This window comes from Pseudomonas sp. S1_E05, from assembly GCF_056337105.1.
Genome location: NZ_JBFRHM010000001.1, coordinates 2,723,656 through 2,748,232, shown reverse-complemented (window position 1 = coordinate 2,748,232; position 24,577 = coordinate 2,723,656). Strand labels below are relative to the sequence as shown.

General features: G+C 59.8%; 20 protein-coding genes. 14 read left to right on the top strand and 6 right to left on the bottom strand.

Going from position 1 to position 24,577, the window contains the following annotated elements; genetic code table 11:
* Positions 1-168 precede the first annotated feature (168 nt).
* A complete protein-coding gene (locus tag AB4N33_RS12685; RefSeq protein ID WP_476457460.1) occupies positions 169-795 on the top strand; it encodes a trimeric intracellular cation channel family protein in 627 nt (208 codons plus the stop codon).
* Positions 796-915: 120 nt separating this feature from the next.
* On the opposite strand, the gene acnA is transcribed toward AB4N33_RS12685, so the two are convergent.
* Positions 916-3,657, bottom strand: a complete 2,742-nt coding sequence (gene acnA, locus AB4N33_RS12680; RefSeq protein ID WP_476457459.1) for an aconitate hydratase AcnA — start codon at positions 3,655-3,657, stop codon at positions 916-918.
* A gap of 338 nt (positions 3,658-3,995) precedes the next feature.
* Here acnA and rlmM point away from each other — a divergent pair, with 338 nt between their 5' ends.
* From rlmM to pdxB, 3 genes are all read left to right on the top strand, one after another.
* The gene (rlmM, locus tag AB4N33_RS12675; RefSeq protein WP_476457458.1) at positions 3,996-5,069 is read left to right on the top strand and encodes a 23S rRNA (cytidine(2498)-2'-O)-methyltransferase RlmM; all 1,074 of its coding nucleotides are present in this window, start codon (positions 3,996-3,998) and stop codon (positions 5,067-5,069) included.
* Between the two features lie 101 nt (positions 5,070-5,170).
* Positions 5,171-5,422 (top strand): sulfurtransferase TusA, encoded by a 252-nt coding sequence (tusA, locus tag AB4N33_RS12670; RefSeq protein WP_054054315.1) that lies wholly within the window; start codon positions 5,171-5,173, stop codon positions 5,420-5,422.
* A 50-nt stretch (positions 5,423-5,472) separates the two neighbouring features.
* Positions 5,473-6,615: a 4-phosphoerythronate dehydrogenase PdxB gene (gene pdxB / locus AB4N33_RS12665; protein WP_460116887.1), complete on the top strand. Its 1,143-nt coding sequence runs from the start codon at positions 5,473-5,475 to the stop codon at positions 6,613-6,615.
* Positions 6,616-6,743: 128 nt separating this feature from the next.
* Here pdxB and AB4N33_RS12660 read toward each other — a convergent pair whose 3' ends face one another.
* Positions 6,744-6,923: a PA1571 family protein gene (locus AB4N33_RS12660; protein WP_192301840.1), complete on the bottom strand. Its 180-nt coding sequence runs from the start codon at positions 6,921-6,923 to the stop codon at positions 6,744-6,746.
* Between the two features lie 257 nt (positions 6,924-7,180).
* Here AB4N33_RS12660 and AB4N33_RS12655 point away from each other — a divergent pair, with 257 nt between their 5' ends.
* Positions 7,181-8,944, top strand: coding sequence for an ABC transporter transmembrane domain-containing protein (locus AB4N33_RS12655; protein ID WP_476457457.1), 1,764 nt, complete (start codon positions 7,181-7,183; stop codon positions 8,942-8,944).
* A gap of 213 nt (positions 8,945-9,157) precedes the next feature.
* Here the strand turns inward: AB4N33_RS12655 and AB4N33_RS12650 are convergent, their stop codons facing one another.
* Positions 9,158-11,086, bottom strand: coding sequence for a transglycosylase SLT domain-containing protein (locus AB4N33_RS12650; protein ID WP_460139821.1), 1,929 nt, complete (start codon positions 11,084-11,086; stop codon positions 9,158-9,160).
* A gap of 213 nt (positions 11,087-11,299) precedes the next feature.
* On the opposite strand from AB4N33_RS12650, the gene AB4N33_RS12645 reads away from it, so the two are divergent.
* Positions 11,300-13,225, top strand: coding sequence for an ATP-binding cassette domain-containing protein (locus AB4N33_RS12645; RefSeq protein ID WP_476457456.1), 1,926 nt, complete (start codon positions 11,300-11,302; stop codon positions 13,223-13,225).
* A gap of 142 nt (positions 13,226-13,367) precedes the next feature.
* Here AB4N33_RS12645 and AB4N33_RS12640 read toward each other — a convergent pair whose 3' ends face one another.
* Entirely contained in the window at positions 13,368-13,805 is a 438-nt protein-coding gene (locus AB4N33_RS12640; RefSeq protein WP_460116882.1) for a universal stress protein, read from the bottom strand.
* A 104-nt stretch (positions 13,806-13,909) separates the two neighbouring features.
* Between AB4N33_RS12640 and AB4N33_RS12635 the strand changes: the two genes are divergently transcribed.
* From AB4N33_RS12635 to AB4N33_RS12605, 7 genes are all read left to right on the top strand, one after another.
* Positions 13,910-14,347, top strand: a complete 438-nt coding sequence (locus tag AB4N33_RS12635) for a hypothetical protein (RefSeq protein ID WP_476457455.1) — start codon at positions 13,910-13,912, stop codon at positions 14,345-14,347.
* 550 nt (positions 14,348-14,897) lie between these two features.
* Positions 14,898-17,045: a fatty acid oxidation complex subunit alpha FadB gene (fadB, locus tag AB4N33_RS12630; RefSeq protein ID WP_460116879.1), complete on the top strand. Its 2,148-nt coding sequence runs from the start codon at positions 14,898-14,900 to the stop codon at positions 17,043-17,045.
* 29 nt (positions 17,046-17,074) lie between these two features.
* Positions 17,075-18,250 (top strand): acetyl-CoA C-acyltransferase FadA, encoded by a 1,176-nt coding sequence (gene fadA, locus AB4N33_RS12625; protein ID WP_096512656.1) that lies wholly within the window; start codon positions 17,075-17,077, stop codon positions 18,248-18,250.
* 99 nt (positions 18,251-18,349) lie between these two features.
* A complete protein-coding gene (locus tag AB4N33_RS12620; protein WP_123365569.1) occupies positions 18,350-18,586 on the top strand; it encodes a DUF1653 domain-containing protein in 237 nt (78 codons plus the stop codon).
* A 114-nt stretch (positions 18,587-18,700) separates the two neighbouring features.
* Positions 18,701-21,325: a type I DNA topoisomerase gene (topA, locus tag AB4N33_RS12615; RefSeq protein ID WP_460116877.1), complete on the top strand. Its 2,625-nt coding sequence runs from the start codon at positions 18,701-18,703 to the stop codon at positions 21,323-21,325.
* 124 nt (positions 21,326-21,449) lie between these two features.
* Positions 21,450-21,974, top strand: coding sequence for a DUF6586 family protein (locus tag AB4N33_RS12610; protein ID WP_460116875.1), 525 nt, complete (start codon positions 21,450-21,452; stop codon positions 21,972-21,974).
* A gap of 146 nt (positions 21,975-22,120) precedes the next feature.
* Positions 22,121-22,354, top strand: a complete 234-nt coding sequence (locus AB4N33_RS12605; protein WP_460116874.1) for a hypothetical protein — start codon at positions 22,121-22,123, stop codon at positions 22,352-22,354.
* A gap of 85 nt (positions 22,355-22,439) precedes the next feature.
* Here the strand turns inward: AB4N33_RS12605 and sulA are convergent, their stop codons facing one another.
* Together sulA and lexA are read right to left on the bottom strand one after the other, a co-directional pair.
* Complete coding sequence (gene sulA, locus AB4N33_RS12600) at positions 22,440-22,913, bottom strand: SOS-induced cell division inhibitor SulA (RefSeq protein WP_460116872.1); 474 nt, start codon at positions 22,911-22,913, stop codon at positions 22,440-22,442.
* A gap of 10 nt (positions 22,914-22,923) precedes the next feature.
* Positions 22,924-23,532 (bottom strand): transcriptional repressor LexA, encoded by a 609-nt coding sequence (gene lexA / locus AB4N33_RS12595; protein WP_460116871.1) that lies wholly within the window; start codon positions 23,530-23,532, stop codon positions 22,924-22,926.
* Between the two features lie 228 nt (positions 23,533-23,760).
* Here lexA and AB4N33_RS12590 point away from each other — a divergent pair, with 228 nt between their 5' ends.
* Complete coding sequence (locus AB4N33_RS12590) at positions 23,761-24,468, top strand: TetR/AcrR family transcriptional regulator (RefSeq protein ID WP_460116870.1); 708 nt, start codon at positions 23,761-23,763, stop codon at positions 24,466-24,468.
* The last annotated feature ends 109 nt before the right edge of the window (positions 24,469-24,577 follow it).

Here is a 24,577-nt window from a genome sequence, read left to right as displayed (position 1 = left end):
TTGCAATGGCCCGATGACGCTCTGATTGGGTCGCTGAAGCTTGAGTCGGGAGTGAATACGTGTGGGCTGTCATTCTTGTTCGTGTGGTCGGGATCAGTGCCTGGCGAGTGCCTATGTGGGCATAAACGCGTTGCCCGGTGGCGGACAGCACGTTTGGCACTGCTTTAAGTGAGGTCCCGGGTCGAGAAAATCGTGCTGGCCGCCGACCTTGCCGGTACGGCGGTATTTGCAATCGAAGGCGCGATTACCGCAATGCGCAGCGACCTCGACCTGCTGGGTGTGATGGTGATCTCGTTCATCGTCGCCCTGGGCGGTGGTGTCACCCGCGATTTGCTGATAGGCGCAACGCCACCCAATGCCATCAGAGACTGGCGCTATCCAGCGCTGGCGTTTTCGATGGGCGCGCTGGCATTCATTTTTCATGAGCACGTACTGGGCTGGTCCGGCTCGACCCTCATCGTACTGGATGCAGCGGGACTGGCCTTGTTTGCCGTGGCAGGGGCGCAGAAGGCGCTCAACTTTGGCATCACGCCGTTTGTGGCAATGCTCATGGGCACGATCACGGGCGTAGGTGGCGGGGTGTTGCGCGACATCGTACTGGCGCGGGTGCCGATGGTGCTGCAGGCTGACCTGTATGCGAGTTCGGCGTTCGTGGGTGCCGCCACCTTGATCATCAGCAGGCGCCTGGGCCTGCCGCCTGTGGCTGCGGCGTTTTTGGCGGGCGCAGCCTGTTTGCTGCTGCGCCTGCTTTCGGTTCATTTTGGATGGCAGTTGCCGAAAGTCATGGCGGGTTGATTGGCGATTATCTGCAGGAATCTGGCCCAGGGCTCTTGCGTGAAACGCCCACAAGCCGCGCGAGACAGATCTCTGAATCTGCGTGGGGATTGACCAAGGCACAACCCCCACCCAGGCTGATCAGGACGCGATCAACTGGCGCAGTACGTAATGCAGAATCCCCCCCGACTTGAAGTACTCGACCTCATTGAGCGTATCGATCCGGCACAACACCTCGACTTTCTCGCGGCTGCCGTTTTCGCGGGTGATGACCAGCGTCAGGTTCATCCGCGGGGTCAGTTCCTCGCCGGAAAGACCGAGGATGTCCAGGGTTTCCTTGCCGGTCAGATTCAAACTCTTGCGGTTTTGGTCCAGCTTGAATTGCAGCGGCAACACGCCCATGCCGACCAGGTTGGAGCGGTGGATGCGTTCGAAGCTTTCGGCGATGACAGCCTTCACTCCCAACAGGTTGGTGCCCTTGGCTGCCCAGTCACGGCTCGATCCGGTGCCGTATTCCTGGCCGGCAATCACCACCAGTGGCGTTGCCGTGGCCTGGTAACGCATGGCGGCATCGTAGATCGCCATGCGTTCCCCGGTGGGAATGTAGATCGTATTGCCACCTTCCTCGCCGCCGAGCATCTCGTTGCGAATACGGATGTTGGCGAATGTGCCACGCATCATCACCTCATGGTTACCGCGCCGGGAACCGTAGGAGTTGAAGTCGCGAGGCTCCACGCCTTTCTCGCGCAGGTAGCGTCCAGCCGGGCTGTCGGCCTTGATGTTACCCGCCGGGGAAATATGGTCGGTGGTGACCGAGTCGCCCAGCAACGCGAGAACGCGGGCACCCGTGACGTCCCCGACCGCCGGAGGTGGGCCGCCGATATCGTCGAAAAACGGCGGATGCTGGATATAGGTCGAATCATCCTGCCAGACATAGGTCGCCGCTTGGGGTACTTCGATGGCTTGCCATTGTTCGTCGCCGGCGAACACTTCGGCGTATTCCTTGTGGAACATCGCCGTGTTGACCTGGTTCACCGCGTCGGCAATTTCCTGGGTGCTTGGCCAGATGTCCCGCAGGTAAACCGGCTTGCCGTCCTTGCCGTTGCCCAACGGTTCGCTGCTGATGTCCATGCGCACCGTACCGGCCAACGCATAGGCGACCACCAGCGGCGGGGAGGCCAGCCAGTTGGTTTTCACCAGCGGATGCACCCGGCCTTCGAAGTTGCGGTTGCCCGACAGCACGGAGGCGACGGTCAAGTCGGCGTTCTGGATGGCTTTTTCGATCGGTTCCGGCAGCGGCCCGGAGTTACCGATACACGTGGTGCAGCCGTAGCCAACCAGGTCGAATCCCAATTGGTCGAGGTAGGGGGTCAAACCGGCCGCCTTATAGTAGTCGGTCACCACTTTGGAGCCAGGCGCCAGGGAGCTTTTCACCCAGGGCTTGCGCTTGAGGCCTTTCTCCACCGCTTTTTTCGCCACCAGGCCAGCGGCCATCATTACGCTCGGGTTGGAGGTGTTCGTGCAGGATGTGATGGCGGCAATCACCACTGCGCCGTTTTTCAGCCGGTGAGTCGTGCCTTCGAATTCATAGTCCACTTCTCCGGCCATGTCGGCATTGCCCACCGCCACGCCACCACCGCCCTCGCTTTCCAGGCGGCCTTCTTCCTTGCTGGTGGGTTTGAGGGTCAGGCCCAGGAAATCGCTGAATGCCTGCGCGACCTTGGGCAGTGCCACCCGGTCTTGCGGGCGTTTCGGCCCGGCAAGGCTGGCTTCGACGCTGGCCATGTCCAACGCCAGGCTGTCGGTGAACACCGGTTCCTTGCCCGGCAGGCGCCACAAGCCCTGGGCCTTGCTGTAGGCCTCGACCAGTTTCACGGTTTCCGGTGGTCGGCCGGAGAGGCGCAGGTAGTCCAGCGTGACTTCATCCACCGGGAAAAAGCCGCAGGTGGCGCCGTATTCCGGAGCCATGTTGGCAATGGTCGCACGGTCGGCCAGCGGCAGGTCCGCCAAGCCGTCGCCGTAGAATTCGACGAACTTGCCGACCACACCTTTCTTGCGCAGCATCTGCGTGACGGTCAGCACCAGGTCGGTGGCGGTGATGCCTTCCTTGAGCTTGCCAGTGAGTTTGAAACCGATCACTTCGGGAATCAGCATTGACACCGGTTGGCCGAGCATCGCCGCTTCCGCCTCGATGCCGCCGACGCCCCAACCGAGTACGCCAAGACCATTGATCATGGTGGTGTGGGAATCGGTCCCCACCAGCGTGTCGGGGAACGCATACGTGCGGTCGTCTTCGTCCTTGGTCCAGACGGTGCGGCCAAGGTATTCAAGGTTGACCTGGTGGCAGATGCCGGTGCCCGGCGGTACCACGCTGAAGTTATCGAAAGCGCTCTGGCCCCAGCGCAGAAAGGCGTAGCGTTCGCCATTGCGCTGCATTTCGATGTCCACGTTCTGTTCGAAAGCGCTGGGGCTGGCGAACTTGTCGACCATCACGGAGTGGTCGATCACCAGGTCTACCGGCGATAACGGATTGATGCGCTGCGGGTTGCCGCCGGCCTTTGCCATGGCGGCGCGCATGGCCGCCAGGTCGACCACGGCCGGAACGCCGGTGAAGTCCTGCATGAGCACGCGCGCCGGGCGGTACTGGATTTCCCGGTCTGAGCGGCGCTCCTTGAGCCAGGCGGCAATGGCCCGCAGGTCGGCACCGGTGACGGTTTTTTCGTCTTCCCAGCGCAGCAGGTTTTCCAGCAGCACTTTCAACGACATCGGTAACTTATCCAGGTCACCGAGGCTTTTGGCCGCATCGGGCAAGCTGAAGTAGTGGTAGGTCTTGTCGTCGACTTGCAGGGTTTTGAGGGCTTTCAGGCTATCGAGGGACGGCATTGCAATCACTCCTTTGCGTCCGCACGGCTACGGACTGAGGGGACGGGCAGAGCATTAAACCTAGCTCTATTTGCTGTGTAAGGCGAATGACCGGATGATCTTTGCGCCATCTCGGTGGGTACGATACTCAGAGTCTATGACCATCATGATCGTTCGAATCGATCGCCTCAATCGTCGGATGGTGTTAAGCCACTAAACCCAGGGATATCGAGGATGTGGACTGGGTCCGGGGTGGCGAACTCGGCTATCATGCGCCGGTTTTCGTGACAGGCTCTGCTTCAACGCAGCCTTCGCATTGCGCAGTGGTCGAATGTCTCGCCACGTGCCCAGGAGTAAGAATGAACACCCTTTTCATGCACTGCCGGCCGGGCTTCGAAGGTGAAGTCTGTTCCGAGATTTCCGAACATGCCGCTCTGCTCAACGTTGCCGGTTACGCCAAGGCGAAAGCCGCCAGCGCCTACGCCGAATTTGTCTGCACCGAAGAAGACGGCGCCCGACGCCTGATGCGCGGCCTGCGTTTCAGCGATCTGATTTTCCCTCGGCAATGGGCGCGGGGCGTTTTCATCGACCTGCCGGAAACCGACCGTATCAGCGTGATCCTCGCGCACCTGGAGGATGTTGCACCCTGTGGCAGCCTGTGGCTGGAAATGGTCGATACCAACGACGGCAAGGCCTTGTCGAACTTCTGCAAAAAGTTCGAAGTGCACCTGCGCAAGGCCCTGATCGCGGCGGGCAAGTTGGTGGATGATCCAGCGAAACCGCGTCTGTTGCTGACCTTCAAAAGTGGTCGCGAAGTGTTCATGGGCCTTGCCGAGTCGAACAACTCGGCCATGTGGCCGATGGGTATCCCGCGCCTGAAATTCCCCCGTGAGGCGCCGAGTCGCTCGACGCTGAAACTGGAAGAAGCCTGGCATCACTTCATCCCGCGCGAACAATGGGATGAGCGTTTGCACAGCGACATGACCGGCGTTGACCTGGGGGCCGCGCCGGGCGGCTGGACCTGGCAACTGGTTAACCGCGGCATGCTGGTGACCGCCATCGACAATGGCCCGATGGCCGAAAGCCTGATGGACACCGGCCTGGTGCAACATTTGATGGCCGACGGTTTTACCTACAAGCCACGGCAACCGGTGGACTGGATGGTCTGCGACATCGTCGAGAAGCCCGCGCGCAACGCGGCGATGCTGGAGGAGTGGATTGGTGAAGGCCATTGCCGCGAAGCGGTGGTCAACCTCAAGTTGCCGATGAAACAGCGATATGCCGAAGTGAAACGACTGCTGGAGCGCATCGCCGATGGCTTCAAGGCGCGCGGCATCCGGGTTGAGGTGGGCTGCAAGCAGCTGTATCACGACCGCGAGGAAGTGACCTGCCATTTGCGCCGTCTGGACGTGCCCAAGCCAAAATCCCGCTGATGCATCACCGCCTGTCCCTGTAGGAGGATCATGGCGTCACGCCACAGATGACCGAATACCCGCCAATGCGCGACAATGCCGGCCAGCTTCAGGAGTAAACCATGAGTGAAATGCTTGATACGCCGGTAGACGGCACCCTCGACGCCACGGGTCTCAACTGTCCGGAGCCGGTGATGATGCTGCACCAGCACATCCGTGACCTGGCACCCGGCGGCCTGCTCAAGGTGATCGCGACGGATCCGTCGACGCGTCGCGACATCCCCAAGTTTTGCGTGTTCCTCGACCATGAACTGGTTGCCCAGCATGAAGAGGCCGGTACCTACCTCTACTGGATTCGCAAGAAGCTCGCCTGAGCTTCGCGATGGCTTATGCCCGAACTGCCAACCCGCCAAAGGAACCTGCGATGCTGATCGTTGCCGACGAAAATATTCCGCTGCTCGATGCATTTTTCGAACACTTCGGTGAAATCCGCCGCGTTGCAGGTCGCTCCATCGACCGCGCCACCGTCGAACACGCTGACGTTCTGCTGGTGCGTTCGGTGACCAACGTCAACCGCGCGTTACTCGAAGGCAGCAACGTTCGCTTCGTCGGCACCTGCACCATTGGCACTGATCACCTGGACCTCGAATACTTCCAGCAGGCCGGTATTACCTGGTCCAGCGCCCCCGGTTGCAATGCTCGCGGGGTGGTCGACTATGTGCTGGGGAGTTTGCTGACCCTCGCCGACATCGAAGGCGTCGACCTCAACCAGCGCACTTATGGCGTGGTCGGCGCGGGGGAGGTCGGTGGCCGGCTGATCGAGGTGTTGAAAGGGCTGGGCTGGAAGGTGCTGGTGTGCGACCCGCCACGGCAGGCGTGCGAAGCGGGCGACTACGTCAGTCTCGAGCAGATCATCGAACAATGCGATGTCATCAGCCTGCACACGCCGCTGACGAAACAGGGCGCGGAGTCCACCTGGCATCTGTTCGATCGCAATCGTTTGAACCAGCTCAAGCCTGGCGCCTGGCTGATCAACGCCAGCCGTGGCCCGGTGGTGGATAACGCCGCGTTGCGCGAAGTGTTGCTGCAGCGCGAAGACCTGCAAGCAGTATTGGACGTCTGGGAAGCCGAGCCCGAGGTCGATGTCGCGCTGGCTGAGCTCTGCGTGTTGGCCACTCCGCACATTGCCGGCTACAGCCTCGACGGCAAGCAACGTGGCACGGCGCAGATTTATCAGGCCTACTGCGATTTTCTCGGGCAGCCGGCCCAGGTCCAACTCAGCGAGCTGCTGCCGCCGCCCTGGTTGTCGCAGGTGACATTGAGCGCTGACAGTGACCCGGCCTGGGCGTTGGCGATGATGTGCCGGGGCGTTTACGACCCGCGCCGAGATGACGCGGATTTTCGCCGCAGCCTTGGGGGCAGTGTGGGTGAGCAGCGCGCCGCGTTCGATGTGCTGCGCAAGAACTATCCGCCACGCCGGGAGATCGATGGGTTGCAGGTGCGGATCGAAGGGGATTCGCCGCCGTTGCGGGCAATGGTGTTGGCGTTGGGGGCTTCGCTGGTCTAGAGATCGGGTGGGCCCTATCGCGGGCAAGCCCGCTCCCACAGGTTTCTCAGGTCCCGGAGCCCCTGTGGGAGCAGGCTCGCCCACAAAAAACCCGGCCATCAGGGCCGGGTCCGGAAGACGCAGGCTTATCAGTCTTGTTTTGCAGGCTTGACCAATCGTTTTTCCAGTTCGCGGCAGGCGTCCTGGATCATCCCTTCGGTGATTGGTACTTCGCGGCCTTTTTCGTCAATGATCGAGCAACCCAGAGACTGGTTCGGCTGCGTGCGGATCACTTGAATCTTGTCGCTGCTGCTGTTTTGCAAGGACATGGCCTGTCTCCTCATCAGGTTGTGTGCCTACTGTAGAACCGCCAGGTGACCGGGCTGTGACAACTCCCTGCGGTCTGCACGAGGCGGCGATATCAGTCCAACAGAAATATCCGCACATGACTACCCCATAGCTTAGATCGATAGCGCCTAGGGTTGGGTCATCACGGTCATAATTAACCTGACTCATTGTGATTTACAGAGTTCCCCCCATTAAGAGGGGGTAGCAGTCCCTTTATTCTGTGAACTGGAAAATCCTGATGCTTTCTGCCCGTCACCGTCGTGCGATTCGCCTGGCCAGTCGATTCCTCATGCCTTATCGCTGGCAATCCCTGGGCGCCTTGCTCGCGCTGATTGTCACCGCAGGCATTACCTTGTCCATGGGGCAGGGGATTCGGTTGTTGGTGGACCAAGGCTTCATGACCCAGTCACCGCACTTGCTCAACCAGACTATCGGCCTTTTCATGTTGCTGGTGGCGGGTCTGGCGGTCGGCACGTTCGTGCGGTTTTACCTGGTGTCGTGGATTGGCGAACGGGTGGTGGCCGACATTCGCCGTCAGGTATTCAGCCATCTGGTTTACCTGCACCCGGGATTTTATGAAAACAATCGCAGTTCCGAGATCCAGTCGCGGTTGACTGCCGACACGACGCTACTGCAATCGGTGATCGGTTCGTCGTTGTCGTTGTTTTTGCGCAATCTGTTGATGGTGATCGGCGGGGTCGTGCTGCTGTTCATCACCAACCCCAAACTCACCAGCATCGTGGTCGTTGCCTTGCCGCTGGTGATCGCACCCATTCTTATATTCGGCCGACGGGTACGCAGCCTGTCGCGCCTGAGCCAGGACCGAATCGCCGATATCGGCAGTTATGTGTCCGAAACCCTCGGCCAGATCAAAACCGTGCAAGCCTACAACCACCAGGTCCAGGACGAGCAGCGATTTGCCGCGACCGTGGAAGAAGCGTTCAACACCGCCCGCAAGCGGATTTTTCAGCGCGCCTGGCTCATTACTCTGGTGATCGTGCTGGTGCTGGGGGCGGTTGGCGTCATGTTATGGGTCGGCGGCATGGACGTGATGGCCGGACGAATCTCCGCGGGCGAGCTGGCGGCTTTCGTTTTCTATAGCCTGATCGTCGGCAGCGCGTTCGGCACCCTGAGCGAAGTGATCGGCGAGCTGCAACGGGCGGCGGGCGCCGCCGAGCGGATCGCCGAGCTGCTGCGCTCTGAAAATATCATTCAGCCACCGGCGACGGGGCTGATAACGTTGCCCGAGCGCGTCGCGGGCAATCTGGTGCTGCAAGACGTGCGCTTTTCCTATCCCTCGCGCCCTGAAAGCTACGCCATCGATGGCTTGAACCTGACGGTGAACGCTGGGGAAACTCTCGCGCTGGTCGGCCCTTCCGGCGCCGGCAAGTCGACGGTCTATGACCTGCTGCTGCGCTTCTACGACCCTGCCGAAGGGCGAATCCTGCTGGACGGCGTGCCACTGAGCCAGTTGGACCCACTCGACTTGCGCCGTTGCTTCGCCCTGGTCTCGCAATCCCCGGCCCTGTTTTTCGGCAGCATCGAAGAGAACCTGCGCTACGGTAACCCGACGGCGACGCTGGAACAGGTCAAGGAAGCCGCAAAAATTGCCTACGCCCACGACTTCATCGAGGCAATGCCCCAAGGCTACCAGACCCACCTGGGCGATGCCGGCCTCGGTCTGTCCGGTGGTCAGCGACAACGCCTGGCCATTGCCCGCGCATTGCTGGTGGACGCGCCCATCCTGCTGCTCGACGAAGCCACCAGCGCCCTCGACGCCCAGAGCGAACACTTGATCCAGCAGGCCCTGCCAAGCCTGATGAAAAACCGCACCACCCTGGTCATCGCCCACCGCCTGGCCACCGTGAAAAACGCCGACCGGATCGCTGTGATGGATCAGGGCAGGCTGGTGGCGGTGGGCACGCACCAGGAACTGATCGCCAGTAACGCGTTGTATGCGCGGTTAGCGGCGTTGCAATTTAACGCCACGAACACCCTGTAGGAGCGAGCTTGCTCGCGATGAACGTCCAGACACCGCAGGGTACCAGGCATCCCGCGTCATCGTTCACGGCCATCGCGAGCATGCTCGCTCCTACAGATCGACCAAGTAACCGACCAAGTAAAAGCATCCGGCTACACCAGGCGGATTGAACATCCGGCAAAAAAAAGCCCGCATTTTTCAATGCGGGCATTTTTGTCAGCGCCTCAAGTCGGCTCACTGGTCATCAAAATACCGCTCATGCCAATCCACCAGCGGTTGTGGTGAATTGAGCTTCTGGCCGTAGATCACCGAATACGACAGCACGTTCTGCACATACTGGCGCGTTTCGTCGAACGGGATGCTTTCGACCCACACGTCGAAGCTCAGGTGATCGGCGCCTCGCAGCCACTGCCGTACGCGGCCGGGGCCTGCGTTGTAGGCGGCTGAGGCGAGGACGCGGTTGCCGTTGAACTGGCTGTGCACCTGGCTAAGGTAGGCGGCGCCGAGCTGGATATTCTTGTTCGGGTCGAGCACCTGTTGTGGCGACGCCAGGGGAATGCTGAATTTGCGAGCGGTCTCCTTGGCGGTGCCGGGCATCAGTTGCATCAGGCCGCTGGCGCCGACGCTGGAACGAGCGTCGTCCATGAAGGCGCTTTCCTGGCGAGTGATGGCAAACACCCAGCTTGAATGCAGGCCACGCACCTTGGCTTCGCGTACCAAGGTGTCGCGGTGGGCCATCGGGAAGCGAATGTCCAGGTCATCCCAGTATTGCGCCTGGCTGATGGTGCGGATCGCCGGGAAATACCATTTCAGGTCGTAGGCCAGTTTCGCCTGGGCGACCATTTCGTCACGGTTGAAGTGCCGGCTGACGTGGTACCACTCGCGACGCCCATCGACGATTTGTCCGCGTGCATGGAACTCCAGGGCGCGTCGCACACCGGGCGTGTTGCGCACTTTGTTCATCAGTGCCTGGCTGAGCACCAGCGGCTTGTTGACCAGCGAGTACGGCTGTTGTGACCGGTCGGCGGCGAGGAAGCCGTAGAAGTCGCGTTCACGAGCAAGGTTCTTGTACAGGGTCAGCGCTTCCGGGTTCTGCGGCTGCGCGAGCTCCAGGCTGCGTGCCTGCCAGTAACGCCAGCGGTTGGTGGTCGCCAGGTCCTGCGGCAGGCGGCGGGTCAACTGATAGGCGTCGTCCCAACGTGCCAGGCGCAACAGCAGGCGAAGGCGCCATTCGGACACGGTGTTGTCGCGCAGTTCCGGGTCGTATTTGGTCATCACGTCCAGTGCGCGGCTGTCGAAACGCCGGGCGAGGGTCAGGCCGATTTCCCGGGCGATCGCCACTTTTTCATCGCGGGAAAAGTGCATGCTGCTGGCATAGCCATCGAGCAATGCCATGGCCTTGTCCGGGTCCTGCCGGGCCAGGCGACGCAGGCCGAGACTGACGATGTCGGACATTGGCTCGTCCGCCGGGGTGAAGCGCGACGGCTGGTTGAGCAGTTCAGGTTTCTGCGCCACATCCACCAGCAGGCGGCCGCGTGGGGCGAGGGTGCTCAGGCCGTTGACCAGGCTGTTGGCCAGCGGGTAATTGCGGGCCTGGGCGGCGAGCTTGGTGCGCTCCCAGCGTTTCTGTTCCGTCAACTGGCCTTCGGCGGCCCACATGCCGAACAGCGCATCGCAAGCGGCGGGCTGCGATTTGCCGGTCAGCCAAAGCTTGTTGGCGTTGGCGTAGCCTTCGGACTTGAGGTTATGGCTGATCTGGTATTGCGCGTTCAGGCAGTCCAGTTCAGTGAAGTTGAGCTTGGGATCGTAGTATTTGACGAAAGTCGCCCAATCGCCGCGCTCGGCCAACCAGCGCAACCAGCGCAGTTTCATCCAGTTGGCCTGCGGCAGGTCGCCATGTTCGGCGAGAAATTTCTCGATCTCGGCGTTGCTCGCCGTTTTCAGGCGTGCGGTCAGCTCGTCATAGGCCAGATACGGCTCCAGCGGATAAGTGCTCAGTGCCTGGCTGTAACGAAAGTAAGGGCCGGTATCACCCTTGGCCAGGGCGCGTTTGGCTTCATCGTAATACTGGCGTTGGGTGGACAGGTCCACCGCCTGGACTGTTTGAGCGGCAGTGGCAGAGAGGAGCAAGCAGGATAAAAGACTGAAAAGGCGACTGCGCATGAGACATCCGGGCAGAAAAAACATGACAAGCGCGGACATCGCCCGCGCTGAATTATCTGTAGCTTAGCCTTTTGCCAGCAGCGGGCGAAAGCTTTGCGGCCTCGTCAGCATCAGTTCGCAACATTTGTGTCGCAGAGTGTCTCTCAGGTGAAATTGCCGGCCTTCTGAAGCCTCGATTCAGGTAGAATGCGCGCCCGGTTTTTGGAGAAGCTCATGACCCTGCTCAAATTCAGCGATGTGTCCCTTGCTTTCGGCGCTATGCCGTTGTTGGACAAGGTGTCCTGGCAGATCGCCCGTGGTGAGCGGGTGTGCATCATCGGCCGCAACGGCACTGGCAAGTCCAGCATGATGAAGCTCGTCAAGGGCGACCAGAAGCCCGATGACGGCGCTGTCTGGCGTGCCCCCGGCCTCAAGATTGGCGAATTGCCGCAAGAATTGCCGGTAGCCGACGAGCGGACCGTCTTCGACGTGGTGGCCGAGGGCCTGGACGGTGTCGGCGCGCTGCTGGCCGAATATCACCACTTGAGCCAGAACATCGTCACTGATGCCGATCTGGACAAGTTGATGCACGTCCAGCATGACCTCGAAGCCCGTGACGGCTGGCGTTTGCAAACGCTGGTCGACAGCACCCTCAGCCGCCTGCAACTGCCGGCCGACAAGACCCTCGCCGAATTGTCCGGCGGCTGGCGTCGTCGCGTCCTGCTGGCCCAGGCCCTGGTGTCCGAGCCTGATCTGCTGCTGCTCGACGAACCCACCAACCACCTGGACATCGGTGCGATCGCCTGGCTTGAAGAAGCACTGAAGGATTTCCAGGGGGCCGTGCTGTTCATCACGCACGACCGCTCCTTCCTGCAGAATCTGGCAACCCGTATCCTCGAACTGGACCGCGGTGGCCTGATCGACTGGAACGGCGACTACGCCAGTTTCCTCGTGCACAAGGAAGCCGAACTGGCTGCGGAGGCTACTGCCAATGCGCTGTTCGACAAGCGCCTGGCTCAGGAAGAGGTGTGGATCCGCCAAGGCATCAAGGCCCGTCGTACCCGTAACGAGGGCCGCGTTCGTGCTCTGAAGGCCCTGCGTGTCGAGCGTAGCGAACGCCGTGAGCGCACCGGCAAGGCCAACATTCAACTGGAAACCGCGGAGAAGTCCGGCAAACAGGTCATGGTGCTCGAGAACGTCAGTTTTGCGCACCCGGACGGCCCGTTCCTGATCCGCGATTTCTCCATGGTGCTGCAACGTGGCGACCGTATCGGCCTGCTCGGCGCCAACGGCACCGGCAAGACCACGCTGCTGAAACTGATGCTCAGTGGCTTGCAGCCTACCAGCGGCAAGGTGGAGGAGGGCACGAAGATCGATGTCGCCTACTTCGACCAGTTGCGCCATCAGTTGGATCTGGAAAAAACCGTGATCGATAACGTCGCCGAAGGCCGCGACTTCATCGACATCGACGGTCAGAGCCGTCATGTGCTGAGCTACCTCGGTGAGTTCCTGTTCAGCCCCCAGCGTGCGCGTACGCCGGTCAAGGCGTTGTCCGGTGGTGAGCGTGCCCGACTGTTGCTGGCCAAACTGTTCAGCAAACCGGCCAACCTGCTGGTCCTCGACGAACCGACCAACGACCTCGATGTGGAAACCCTCGAACTGCTGGAGGAGGTGCTGCTGACCTTCAACGGCACCGTACTGATGGTCAGTCACGACCGGGCATTTCTCGACAACGTGGTCACCAGCACCCTGGTGTTCGAAGGTGAAGGCAAGGTTCGTGAATACGTCGGTGGTTACCAGGACTGGCTGCGGCAGGGCGGTTCGCCGCGCCTGCTGGGCGTGACCGAGAGCAAGTCCGGCAAGGCTGACCTGAATTCGGCGGTGGTCAAGGCGGAGCCGGCACCGGTTGCGGCTGAGGCATCGGTCGAAGCGCCTGCGGCGAAGAAGAAACTCAGCTACAAGTTGCAGCGTGAGCTGGAAATGTTGCCTGGCCAGATCGAAGCGATGGAACAGCAGATCGCTGCCATTGAAGCGCAAATGGCGGATGCCGGTTTCTACCTGCGTCCTGCTGCGGAGACCGCTGCGGTGATCGCCAAGCTGGAACAGATGCAGGCCGAGCTCGACGTAATGGTCGAGCGTTGGGCGGAGCTGGATGCCTGATTGACTGCGCGGTGAACGCCGGATTTGCGATGTTCACTGTGCTGTAGGAGCGAGCTTGCTCGCGAGAGCGGTGTCAATCGACATATCAGTTGCCTGACACACCGCCATCGCGAGCAAGCTCGCTCCTACAGGGAGCGTGATTTCAGCTTTTGACCAGGCGCACCGCCAGCACATCGCAAGGTGCGCCGTGCAACACGTCATTGGCGGTCGAGCCTAGCAGCAATGCCAGGCCATGCCGGCCATGGCTGCCCACGACGATGAGGTCGCAACCCTGCTCCTTGGCCAAGTGGTGAATTTCCTGGCGCGGCTGGCCGTAGGTCAGGTGGCTGAATTCCCGGGAAACTTCCGGATATTTCACAATCAGCCGGTCCAGACGGTCCTTGGCTTGATCGAACTGTTGCTGCTGCAATTGGGAAAGATCCATCGGCACGTCGCCGCCGAACGCCATGGCCATCGGTTCGACGATGTGCACCAGGGACAATTTCGCGCCACTGCTCACCGATAGCTCGCGAGCGCGCTTGATGACAGGGTCACACTCTTCTGTGAGATCTACCGCAACCAGAATGTGTTCATAGGGCATGAGATGCTCCTCCTGAGAACTGCAATAAGAGTAAGTATGGCTGGTTTCAAGCGCTTTGTTTTCAGAGTGGCTTCAAGCGCTCATCAAGAATCGGGTGTACACATATGACGGTCTGGATAGTGGTGTCAATCCTGTTGGTGGTCTTGAGCCCTCTGGCATGGCTACGACCGTCACGCGCCCAGAGTGGGCGAATCGCCCTGCGCACGGAGGCACGCCGTATCGGATTGGCCATGCAACTGGCGCCTCAGGAATGGCCGCACTGGCTGCACCCGGAGCCGCCAAACCCCTGTGCGCAGTACCATCGGCCCCGTCGTGGCAGCCAACCGGCTTGCTGGGTTTACTGGCAGAAATCGCCGGGTGTATGGGTCAATCAGTGGCAGGAGCCCTGCGACGATCAGGCGCTGCTCAATCATTTCGAAAAATTGCCGGCCAACGTGTACAAGGTCGAAGCCGACAAGCAGATGATCACCTTGTATTGGGGGGAGAAGGGCGAAGCCGAGGTTTTGCAGCGTATCGATGCGACGCTCAAAGCGTTGGCCTGATGTGGGAGCGGGCTTGCCCGCGTCATCGTTAACGACCATCGCGAGCATGCTCGCTCCTACAGGTCCGCAATAAAAAGCCCGACAACATCGTCGGGCGGGGTTGGCCAGGCAGGCCGGTAATTCGGTCGGGCTGATCCCGCGCATGGCGCTCGCCAGTGCGTTCATCTTTCCCTGTGGTTTCGCCAGCTTAGCCTGTTCCGCGCAGGCTGCGGTGAATTAGGGCGACTTTTCTAATGATTGATTCTATGAATGTGTATACATGCCATTGCGCGTAGCACGCCTTTTTCCTACAGAAATGACTGCAAAGTCGCTTTTCAACCCGCATTTTGGGCGATTGACAATTGCCGGAAATTCCGTGAAGGTGGCGTACCCAAATCAAACGGGCGTATGAATTGAGCGTTTGCATTAGAGCGCGCTCCAACAGAATCCCGACTATCGCGTTGGCGGGTGTGTCGGGTGGATTGGCGTAGCATCGACGAGGTCGTCCCTGCCAGCCATTCGCCTGCTTCCGACGTGTACTGTTCAGCTTCCATATCGTGGAGATCAGTTGATGATTTACGAAGGTAAAGCCATCACGGTTAAGGCTCTTGAAAGTGGCATCGTCGAACTGAAGTTCGACCTCAAGGGTGAGTCCGTCAACAAGTTCAACCGTCTAACCCTGAATGAATTGCGTCAGGCCGTAGACACCATCAAGGCAGATGCGTCGATCAAGGGTGTGATCGTCAGCAGTGGCAAGGACGTGTTCATCGTCGGCGCCGACATCACCGAATTTGTCGACAACTTCAAGCTGCCGGATGCAGAGCTTGTTGCTGGCAACCTCGAAGCCAACAAAATCTTCAGCGATTTCGAAGACCTCAACGTCCCGACCGTAGCCGCGATCAACGGCATCGCCCTGGGCGGCGGTCTGGAAATGTGCCTGGCTGCGGACTACCGCGTCATGTCCACCAGCGCCAAGATCGGTCTGCCGGAAGTCAAGCTGGGTATCTACCCGGGCTTCGGTGGTACCGTTCGCCTGCCGCGTCTGATCGGTGCCGACAACGCCATCGAGTGGATTGCCGCCGGCAAGGAAAACCGTGCTGAAGACGCACTGAAAGTCGGTGCCGTCGACGCCGTGGTTGCGCCTGAGAAGCTGCAGGACGCCGCACTGGAACTGATCAAACGCGCCATTTCCGGCGAGTTCGACTACAAGGCCAAGCGTCAGCCGAAGCTGGAAAAACTGAAACTGAACGCCATCGAGCAGATGATGGCCTTCGAAACCGCCAAAGGTTTTGTGGCCGGTCAAGCGGGCCCGAACTACCCGGCGCCGGTTGAAGCGATCAAGACCATCCAGAAAGCCGCGAACTTCGGTCGCGACAAGGCGCTGGAAGTCGAAGCGGCCGGTTTCGTCAAGCTGGCCAAGACCTCAGCTGCGCAGAGCCTGATCGGCTTGTTCCTGAACGATCAGGAGCTGAAGAAAAAGGCCAAGGCCTACGACGAGATCGCCAGCGATGTGAAGCAGGCTGCCGTATTGGGCGCCGGCATCATGGGTGGCGGCATCGCCTATCAGTCGGCTTCCAAGGGTACGCCGATCCTGATGAAGGACATCAACGAGCACGGCATCGAGCAGGGCCTGGCAGAAGCCGCCAAGCTGCTGGTCAGCCGCGTTGAAAAAGGTCGCATGACCGCGGCGAAGATGGCTGAAGTGCTCAACGGCATTCGTCCGACGCTGTCCTACGGTGACTTCGGTCACGTGGACCTGGTGGTTGAAGCCGTCGTCGAGAATCCGAAGGTCAAGCAAGCCGTACTGGCTGAAGTCGAAGACAAGGTCAAAGAGGACACCATCCTCGCTTCCAACACCTCGACCATTTCCATCAGCTTGCTGGCCAAGGCTCTTAAGCGTCCGGAAAACTTCGTCGGCATGCACTTCTTCAACCCGGTGCACATGATGCCGCTGGTGGAAGTGATCCGTGGCGAGAAGTCCAGCGAGCAGGCCGTCGCCACCACCGTTGCTTACGCCAAGAAAATGGGCAAGAACCCGATCGTCGTCAATGACTGCCCGGGCTTCCTGGTCAACCGTGTGCTGTTCCCGTACTTCGGTGGTTTCGCCAAGCTGGTCAGCGCCGGTGTGGACTTCGTCCGTATCGACAAGATCATGGAAAAGTTCGGCTGGCCGATGGGCCCTGCCTACCTGATGGACGTCGTCGGCATCGACACGGGCCACCACGGCCGTGACGTGATGGCTGAAGGCTTCCCGGATCGGATGAAGGACGATCGCCGTTCGGCAATCGACGTTCTCTATGAAGCCAAGCGCCTGGGCCAGAAGAACGGCAAGGGTTTCTACGCCTACGAGGCTGACAAGAAGGGCAAGCAGAAGAAAGTCGCCGATCCGTCGGTGCTGGAAGTGCTCAAGCCGATCGTCTACGAGCAGCGCGAAGTCACTGACGAAGACATCATCAACTGGATGATGATCCCGCTCTGCCTGGAAACCGTGCGTTGCCTGGAAGACGGCATCGTCGAAACCGCCGCCGAAGCCGACATGGGTCTGGTCTACGGTATTGGTTTCCCTCCATTCCGTGGCGGTGCGCTGCGCTACATCGACTCGATCGGTGTTGCACAGTTCGTTGCCCTGGCTGACCAGTACGCTGATTTGGGCGCGCTGTACCACCCGACCGCGAAGCTGCGTGAAATGGCCAAGAACGGCCAGAGCTTCTTCGGTTAAGCGCCCCCAACTAGAGTGAGAGTGAACTTATGAGCTTGAATCCTAGAGACGTCGTGATTGTCGACTTCGGTCGTACTCCGATGGGCCGCTCCAAGGGCGGCATGCACCGCAACACCCGTGCCGAAGACATGTCGGCACACCTGATCAGCAAACTGCTGGAACGCAACGTCAAGGTCGACCCGAACGAAGTCGAAGACGTGATCTGGGGCTGCGTGAACCAGACCCTGGAGCAGGGCTGGAACATCGCCCGCATGGCATCGCTGATGACCCAGATCCCGCACACGTCGGCCGGCCAGACCGTCAGCCGCCTGTGTGGTTCGTCGATGAGCGCGCTGCACACCGCCGCACAAGCGATCATGACCGGCAACGGTGACGTATTCGTGGTCGGTGGCGTCGAGCACATGGGCCACGTGAGCATGATGCACGGTGTCGACCCGAACCCGCACATGTCGCTGTACGCGGCGAAAGCCTCGGGCATGATGGGCCTGACCGCGGAAATGCTGGGCAAAATGCACGGCATCACTCGCGAACAGCAGGACGCCTTTGGCGTGCGCTCCCACCAACTCGCTCACAAGGCGACGGTGGAAGGCAAGTTCAAGGACGAGATCATCCCGATGCAGGGCTATGACGAGAACGGTTTCCTGAAACTGTTCGACTACGACGAAACCATTCGTCCGGAAACTACCCTGGAAAGCCTGGCGGCTCTGAAGCCAGCATTCAACCCCAAGGGCGGCACCGTGACAGCCGGTACTTCCTCGCAGATCACTGACGGTGCTTCGTGCATGATCGTGATGTCGGCGCAGCGTGCACAGGACCTGGGCATCCAGCCGTTGGCGGTGATTCGCTCGATGGCGGTAGCAGGTGTGGACCCGGCGATCATGGGCTATGGTCCGGTACCGGCCACGCAAAAAGCCTTGAAACGCGCAGGCCTTGGCATCAACGATATCGACTTCTTCGAGCTCAACGAAGCTTTCGCTGCACAGGCCCTGCCAGTGCTGAAAGATTTGAAAGTGCTCGACAAGATGAACGAGAAGGTTAACCTGCACGGCGGCGCGATCGCCCTGGGTCACCCATTCGGTTGCTCCGGTGCGCGTATCTCCGGCACCCTGCTGAACGTGATGAAGCAAAATGGCGGCACCTTCGGGGTGGCTACCATGTGCATTGGTCTCGGCCAAGGCATCTCCACCGTCTTCGAACGCGTTTAAGCGTTCCGTTGACGGAAGCCGGGGCCAAGTGCCCCGGTTTTTGTTTTTCTGACATTATTTTTATTTTTATTTTGAAAAGATTTGAGTGAGGGCCATTACATGCCGATACAACCTGGGCTCTACCAGCATTACAAGGGTCCGCAATACCGAGTATTCAGTATTGCGCGCCATTCGGAAACGGAAGAAGAAGTGGTCTTTTACCAAGCCCTGTATGGCGATTACGGCTTTTGGGTGCGTCCCTTGAGCATGTTCCTGGAGTCGGTCGAGGTTGACGGCGAGCAGGTGCCACGCTTTGCTTTGGTGCAGGCTGAACCGAGCGTTTTTTCGAAGCCATAAGCTGAGTGCGCGCGAAACCCTGCGCTTGACCTCATCTTGCAGCCACTATATATAGCGGTGCCGCGTCAGGCGCCAACCGCCTTTCACTTCTAGAATTCAGGAATTTTCTGATCCATGGGCAAATCGCTGGTCATTGTGGAATCCCCGGCTAAGGCCAAGACCATCAACAAGTATCTGGGCAACCAATACGTGGTGAAGTCGAGTATCGGCCATATCCGAGACCTGCCCACCAGCGGTTCGGCGAGCGCCAGCAAAGAGCCAGCCGCCAAGCGCGGCAAGGCTGCGGGCGAAGGTCCGGTGCTCACACCGAAGGAAAAGGCGCGCAATCAACTGGTTTCGCGCATGGGGGTCGATCCCGATCATGGCTGGAAAGCCAAGTACGAGATCCTTCCGGGCAAGGAAAAAGTCATTGAAGAGCTGCGTCGGCTCGCCAAGGATGCTGACACCATCTATCTCGCAACCGACTTGGATCGCGAGGGGGAAGCCATTGCGTGGCACCTGCGCGAAGCCATCGGTGGGGACGACAGCCGCTATAAGCGTGTGGTGTTCAACGAAATCACCAAGAAGGCGATCCAGGAAGCCTTCTCCGAGCCGGGCGAACTGGATATCGACCGCGTCAACGCGCAGCAGGCGCGTCGTTTCCTCGATCGCGTGGTGGGTTACATGGTTTCGCCGCTGCTGTGGGCCAAGATCGCCCGTGGCCTGTCCGCCGGTCGTGTGCAATCGGTTGCCGTGAAGCTGGTGGTCGAGCGCGAACGTGAAATCCGCGCGTTCATCCCGGAAGAGTACTGGGAAGTCCACGCCGACCTGGGCACCGCCAAGGGCGCGACTGTGCGCTTCGACGTGGCTCGCGAGAAGGGCGAGGCCTTCAAGCCGTTGAACGAAGCCCAGGCCATGGCCGCGCTGGAAAAGCTCAAGGCTTCCAGCTACAGCATCGTCAAGCGCGAAGACAAGCCGACCAGCAGCAAACCGTCGGCACCGTTCATCACCTCCACCCTGCAACAGGCCGCGAGTAACCGCCTGGGCTTTGGTGTGAAGAAAACCATGATGATGGCCCAGCGTCTGTACGAAGCCGGCTACATCACCTACATGCGTACGGACTCGACCAACCTTTCGGCCGATGCCGTGGCGATGGCGCGTACCTATATTGAAAGCGAGTTCGGCAAGAAGTACCTGCCGGAATCGCCTAACGTCTACAGCAGTAAGGAAGGCGCACAAGAGGCTCACGAAGCGATTCGTCCGTCCGACGCCAACACCACGCCGGCGAAGCTGTCGGGCATGGAGCGTGACGCTGAGCGCCTCTACGAGCTGATCTGGCGTCAGTTCCTCGCCTGCCAGATGCTGCCGGCCCAATATCTGTCGACTACCGTGACCGTCGGTGCTGGCGAGTTCGAGCTGCGTGCCAAAGGACGCATCCTGAAGTTCGACGGCTACACCCGCGTCATGCCGCAAATCGCCAAGCCAGGTGATGATGACGTGTTGCCTGACATGGCTCAGGGCGATGCGATGAAGCTGATCAAGCTTGATCCGACCCAGCACTTCACCAAGCCGCCGGCGCGTTACTCGGAAGCGAGCCTGGTCAAGGAAATGGAAAAACGTGGCATCGGTCGTCCTTCGACCTATGCGGCGATCATTTCGACCATCCAGGATCGCGGCTACGTAGCGTTGCACAATCGCCGTTTCTATTCGGAAAAGATGGGCGATATCGTCACCGAGCGCCTGTCCGAGAGCTTCTCCAACCTCATGGACTACGGCTTCACCGCCGGCATGGAGGAGAATCTCGATGATGTGGCCCAGGGCGAACGCGACTGGAAAAACGTGCTGGACGAATTTTACGGGGACTTCAAGAAGAAGCTCGAAGTCGCCGAAAGTGCAGAAAACGGCATGCGTGCCAACCAGCCGGTGATGACCGATATCCCGTGCACCACCTGTGGCCGTCCGATGCAGATCCGTACTGCCTCGACCGGGGTGTTCCTTGGCTGCTCGGGCTACAGCCTGCCGCCGAAGGAGCGCTGCAAAGCCACCGTCAACCTGGTCCCCGGCGACGAAATCGCCGCGGACGACGAGGGTGAGTCGGAGTCGCTGGTGTTGCGCGGCAAGCATCGCTGCCCGATCTGCAGCACGGCGATGGATGCGTACCTGCTCGATGAGAAGCGCAAGTTGCACATCTGCGGTAACAACCCGGATTGCGCGGGCTATGAAATCGAAGAGGGCAGCTACCGTATCAAGGGCTATGAAGGTCCGAGCCTGGAATGCGACAAGTGCGGTAGCGAGATGCAGCTCAAGACCGGCCGTTTCGGCAAGTTCTTCGGTTGCACCAATCCGACGTGCAAGAACACCCGCAAGCTGCTGAAGAGCGGTGATGCGGCGCCGCCGAAGATGGACCCGGTGAAGATGCCTGAGCTCAAATGCGAAAAGGTCAACGACACCTACATCTTGCGCGACGGTGCTTCCGGCCTGTTCCTCGCGGCGAGCCAATTCCCGAAAAACCGCGAAACCCGTGCTCCGCTGGTCATTGAGATCATTCCGCACAAGGATGAGATCGATCCGAAGTACCACTTCCTCTGCGAAGCGCCGAAGAAGGACCCGGACGGCCTGCCGGCCGTGATCCGCTACAGCCGCAAGACCAAGGAGCAATACGTGCAGACCGAAGTCGACGGCAAACCGACCGGCTGGAAAGCGTTCTACGACGGTGGCAAGTGGACCGTTGAAGACAAGCGACCTGCCGCGAAGTCTTAAGCGAAAGTGAATGAAAAGGCCGCATCCAGCATGCGGCCTTTTTTTGCGCTTGCGGTGGTATCGCCTGATCCCCGACACTGTCTGACCTGCGTTACGCAATTATTTCGTTGTGGAGGCTGCCGTCATGGCCCACGAACTCTATACCCGTACCAACCAGAAGATCTATTTCGCCGGCCTATCGCTGGAGGCCCTTGCCAAGGCGGAAGAGGGGCGGGCGATGAACTCCCTGGCGCTGATCCAGGCCGGGCGTGAGTCGGCACTGTTTCACCTGTATGGAGCGTTGCTGGGGCTTTGTCATGAGATCGCTGGCTTTTATCGCTTGCCGCAGGCAAATGCGCCACGGGCCGAGATGCTGCTGACCCGGGAAGTGCTGGAGACTATTGCCATTCCGGAAATGGCAGAGATGGTCGAGCTGGCGCAAAATCCTGAAACCTGGCTGGCCAGGTTACTGTCGGCGCATGCGGCGCTGTTTCAGCCGCCACGGGCGCCTCACAAACCCAAGGGGGACGTGACCCAACCGTTGATCGTGGCCGTTAACCTGGATGAAGATGACGAGCCTCAGGAACTCAGTCGCGAAGAACTGGAAGCATGGCGGCAAAACCTCAAGGCGTTGGCGCTGCGCTTTCGTGAAGGGTTGAACGAATGCTGACGACTTGAGCTCCGGGGTCAGTTGCAATGAGCTGATCCAGAAGTTGCTGTCAGAAATTTCTCTTCATGGTGGCATTTGGTCAAGATCCTCAGCGAAGCCTGACCGATGCCTATATAATGCCGGCCTTTCGTGGAGTACAGACCTTTATGCCAACGTCCTTTCTAGAAATTGTCGAGTTACCAGACGGCCGAATCGAGCTGCGAAGGGCTGAGGACGAGGGTTCTCTGGTTACTTTGAATTTCTCCGAGGATGCCAAGGCGTTCCTGCAAGGCCAGCACGTGGAGGTCGCCAAGGCGATGTTGAGCGTCGGCGTTCAGATGGCCGGTCGCCTGGTGGAGGGCGAATTCAACACGGATGAGGGTAATCGGGTCCTTCACTGATCCCGTTTGTCGCTTTTTTCGATACACCTACAGATCGGCTTCTCTGTCCTTGGAGAAGCCCTGCGTCAGACGGCGCACCCCTTGTTTAGCCCAGTCGAATATTCAAGCTTTGTGCATCCCCTGTGCGGGCCGCGCTAATCAACTGTTGCCGTGCGGTGGTTCCCAAAGGATTGAGCCAGCTGACGACCGTATGACTGCGCCCCAGGCGCAAGGCCTCACAGGTCAACTGCTGAGCGCTCTGGCTACCGCGCGGTTGCAACAGCAGAATGCGTTCACGATTCAGGCCAGCATCCCGTAGCCAGGTTTGTGTCACGCTGGCGGGTGGGGCGATCAATGTCAGCCACCGTGCATCCTGGTCTTCGCTCAGGTCACGGAGAATCGGTGCCAAAAGGCTCAGGCAGCTCCCGGCCGCGCCACGCAATGATAGCTCGCTGAAGACTTCAGGTTCGGCGCTCCAGGGCGACTCGACCACGTCTTTCAGGATGGGCGCCATCGGCTGCATCATGAATGCCTCGAACAGCGGCAGTTGGGCTTGCTGTGGTGCGTGTGGGAACTGCATAAAGCCTCCTTTAGCGGCGAATGACGCCGACACTCAAGCCTTCGATCACCAGTTCCTGATCTTTCAGGTTGACTTCGATAGGGGCGAATTCAGGGTTCTCGGCAATCAGCCAGACTTTGCTGCCATCGCGCTTGAACCGCTTGACGGTCACTTCGTCTCCGATCCGTGCCACCACGATCTGGCCATTGCGAGCCTCGCGAGTGGTGTGAACAGCCAGCAGGTCGCCATCAAAAATGCCGATGTCCTTCATGCTCATGCCGTGAACCCGCAACAGGTAGTCGGCACGGGGCTGGAAGAAGGCAGGATTGATGTTGCAGGACTCTTCGACGTGCTGTTCGGCGAGGATTGGGGCACCGGCTGCGACTCGGCCAATGATCGGCAAGGTGGATTCGTCGGCCTTGGCTTCGAAGCCGGGGATGCGGATACCACGGGAGGCGCCCGGCGTCATCTCGATGGCGCCTTTGCGGGCCAGCGCCTTGAGGTGCTCTTCCGCTGCGTTGGGCGACTTGAAACCCAACTCTTGGGCGATTTCCGCGCGAGTAGGTGGATAGCCATTGTCTTCAAGGCAGCGTTTGATGAAATTCAGAATCTCTGCTTGGCGTGGCGTCAGCTTTAGCATTTTGATCGCTCTGTCTTTTTATACAGTGACTGGGATTATATACAGTGAAAGCATCTTGGCAATGCCCCTTTTTTGCCGACCGCCAGACGGTCGATCCCAGTGCTGATTAACAGGGCATTAATGTATGGTTAAATAGCTGACCGAGCATTCCCAAAACGAACTGGCAGGCTTGACAACGCAAGGGCTGAAACGTATGTTTCAAACAAGTGTTTGTCAGGCGGAGTAGCCATGGCCCAGTCGGAAACCGTTGAACGCATTCTCGATGCTGCCGAGCAGTTGTTCGCGGAAAAAGGGTTTGCTGAAACCTCGTTGCGTTTGATCACCAGCAAGGCTGGGGTCAACCTCGCGGCTGTGAACTATCACTTCGGTTCGAAAAAGGCGCTGATCCAGGCTGTCTTCTCGCGCTTTCTCGGACCGTTCTGCCTGAGTCTCGATAAAGAGCTGGAGCGCCGCCAGGCCAAGCCGGAAAACAAGCCTTCCCTGGAAGAGCTGCTGGAAATCCTCGTTGAACAAGCACTGGTGGTGCAGCCACGCAGCGGCAACGATCTTTCCATCTTCATGCGTTTGCTCGGCCTGGCGTTCAGTCAGAGCCAGGGTCACCTGCGTCGCTACCTGGAAGACATGTACGGCAAGGTATTCCGCCGCTACATGTTGCTGGTGAACGAGGCCGCACCGCGAATTCCTCCGATTGAACTGTTCTGGCGCGTGCATTTCATGCTCGGGGCCGCAGCTTTCAGCATGTCGGGTATCAAGGCTCTGCGGGCGATTGCCGAAACCGATTTCGGTGTCAATACGTCCATTGAGCAGGTCATGCGCCTCATGGTGCCTTTCCTGGCCGCTGGCATGCGTGCCGAAACCGGCGTGACCGATACGGCCATGGCCACTGCGCAGTTGCGTCCTCGTAGCAAATCGACGCCGGTCGCCGCCAAGGTTTGACCGTACATGGGTGGGCGCGGCAGCTGACATCCGCTAAGCTAGCCGCCCATGCCCACTCCCGTTTTGAATCCACTCCCCATTGATATCGCCGACCTGCCGGGTACCGTCC

Coding starts and splice junctions, on each gene's coding strand:
- rlmM (WP_476457458.1), top strand. CDS start 3,996: ATGAACACCCTTTTCATGCACTGCCGGCCGGGCTTCGAAGGTGAAGTC.
- pdxB (WP_460116887.1), top strand. CDS start 5,473: ATGCTGATCGTTGCCGACGAAAATATTCCGCTGCTCGATGCATTTTTC.
- AB4N33_RS12655 (WP_476457457.1), top strand. CDS start 7,181: ATGCTTTCTGCCCGTCACCGTCGTGCGATTCGCCTGGCCAGTCGATTC.
- AB4N33_RS12645 (WP_476457456.1), top strand. CDS start 11,300: ATGACCCTGCTCAAATTCAGCGATGTGTCCCTTGCTTTCGGCGCTATG.
- AB4N33_RS12620 (WP_123365569.1), top strand. CDS start 18,350: ATGCCGATACAACCTGGGCTCTACCAGCATTACAAGGGTCCGCAATAC.
- tusA (WP_054054315.1), top strand. CDS start 5,171: ATGAGTGAAATGCTTGATACGCCGGTAGACGGCACCCTCGACGCCACG.
- lexA (WP_460116871.1), bottom strand. CDS start 23,532: ATGCTAAAGCTGACGCCACGCCAAGCAGAGATTCTGAATTTCATCAAA.
- fadA (WP_096512656.1), top strand. CDS start 17,075: ATGAGCTTGAATCCTAGAGACGTCGTGATTGTCGACTTCGGTCGTACT.
- AB4N33_RS12635 (WP_476457455.1), top strand. CDS start 13,910: ATGACGGTCTGGATAGTGGTGTCAATCCTGTTGGTGGTCTTGAGCCCT.
- sulA (WP_460116872.1), bottom strand. CDS start 22,913: ATGCAGTTCCCACACGCACCACAGCAAGCCCAACTGCCGCTGTTCGAG.
- AB4N33_RS12640 (WP_460116882.1), bottom strand. CDS start 13,805: ATGCCCTATGAACACATTCTGGTTGCGGTAGATCTCACAGAAGAGTGT.
- AB4N33_RS12590 (WP_460116870.1), top strand. CDS start 23,761: ATGGCCCAGTCGGAAACCGTTGAACGCATTCTCGATGCTGCCGAGCAG.
- acnA (WP_476457459.1), bottom strand. CDS start 3,657: ATGCCGTCCCTCGATAGCCTGAAAGCCCTCAAAACCCTGCAAGTCGAC.
- AB4N33_RS12605 (WP_460116874.1), top strand. CDS start 22,121: ATGCCAACGTCCTTTCTAGAAATTGTCGAGTTACCAGACGGCCGAATC.
- AB4N33_RS12610 (WP_460116875.1), top strand. CDS start 21,450: ATGGCCCACGAACTCTATACCCGTACCAACCAGAAGATCTATTTCGCC.
- topA (WP_460116877.1), top strand. CDS start 18,701: ATGGGCAAATCGCTGGTCATTGTGGAATCCCCGGCTAAGGCCAAGACC.
- AB4N33_RS12650 (WP_460139821.1), bottom strand. CDS start 11,086: ATGCGCAGTCGCCTTTTCAGTCTTTTATCCTGCTTGCTCCTCTCTGCC.
- AB4N33_RS12660 (WP_192301840.1), bottom strand. CDS start 6,923: ATGTCCTTGCAAAACAGCAGCAGCGACAAGATTCAAGTGATCCGCACG.
- fadB (WP_460116879.1), top strand. CDS start 14,898: ATGATTTACGAAGGTAAAGCCATCACGGTTAAGGCTCTTGAAAGTGGC.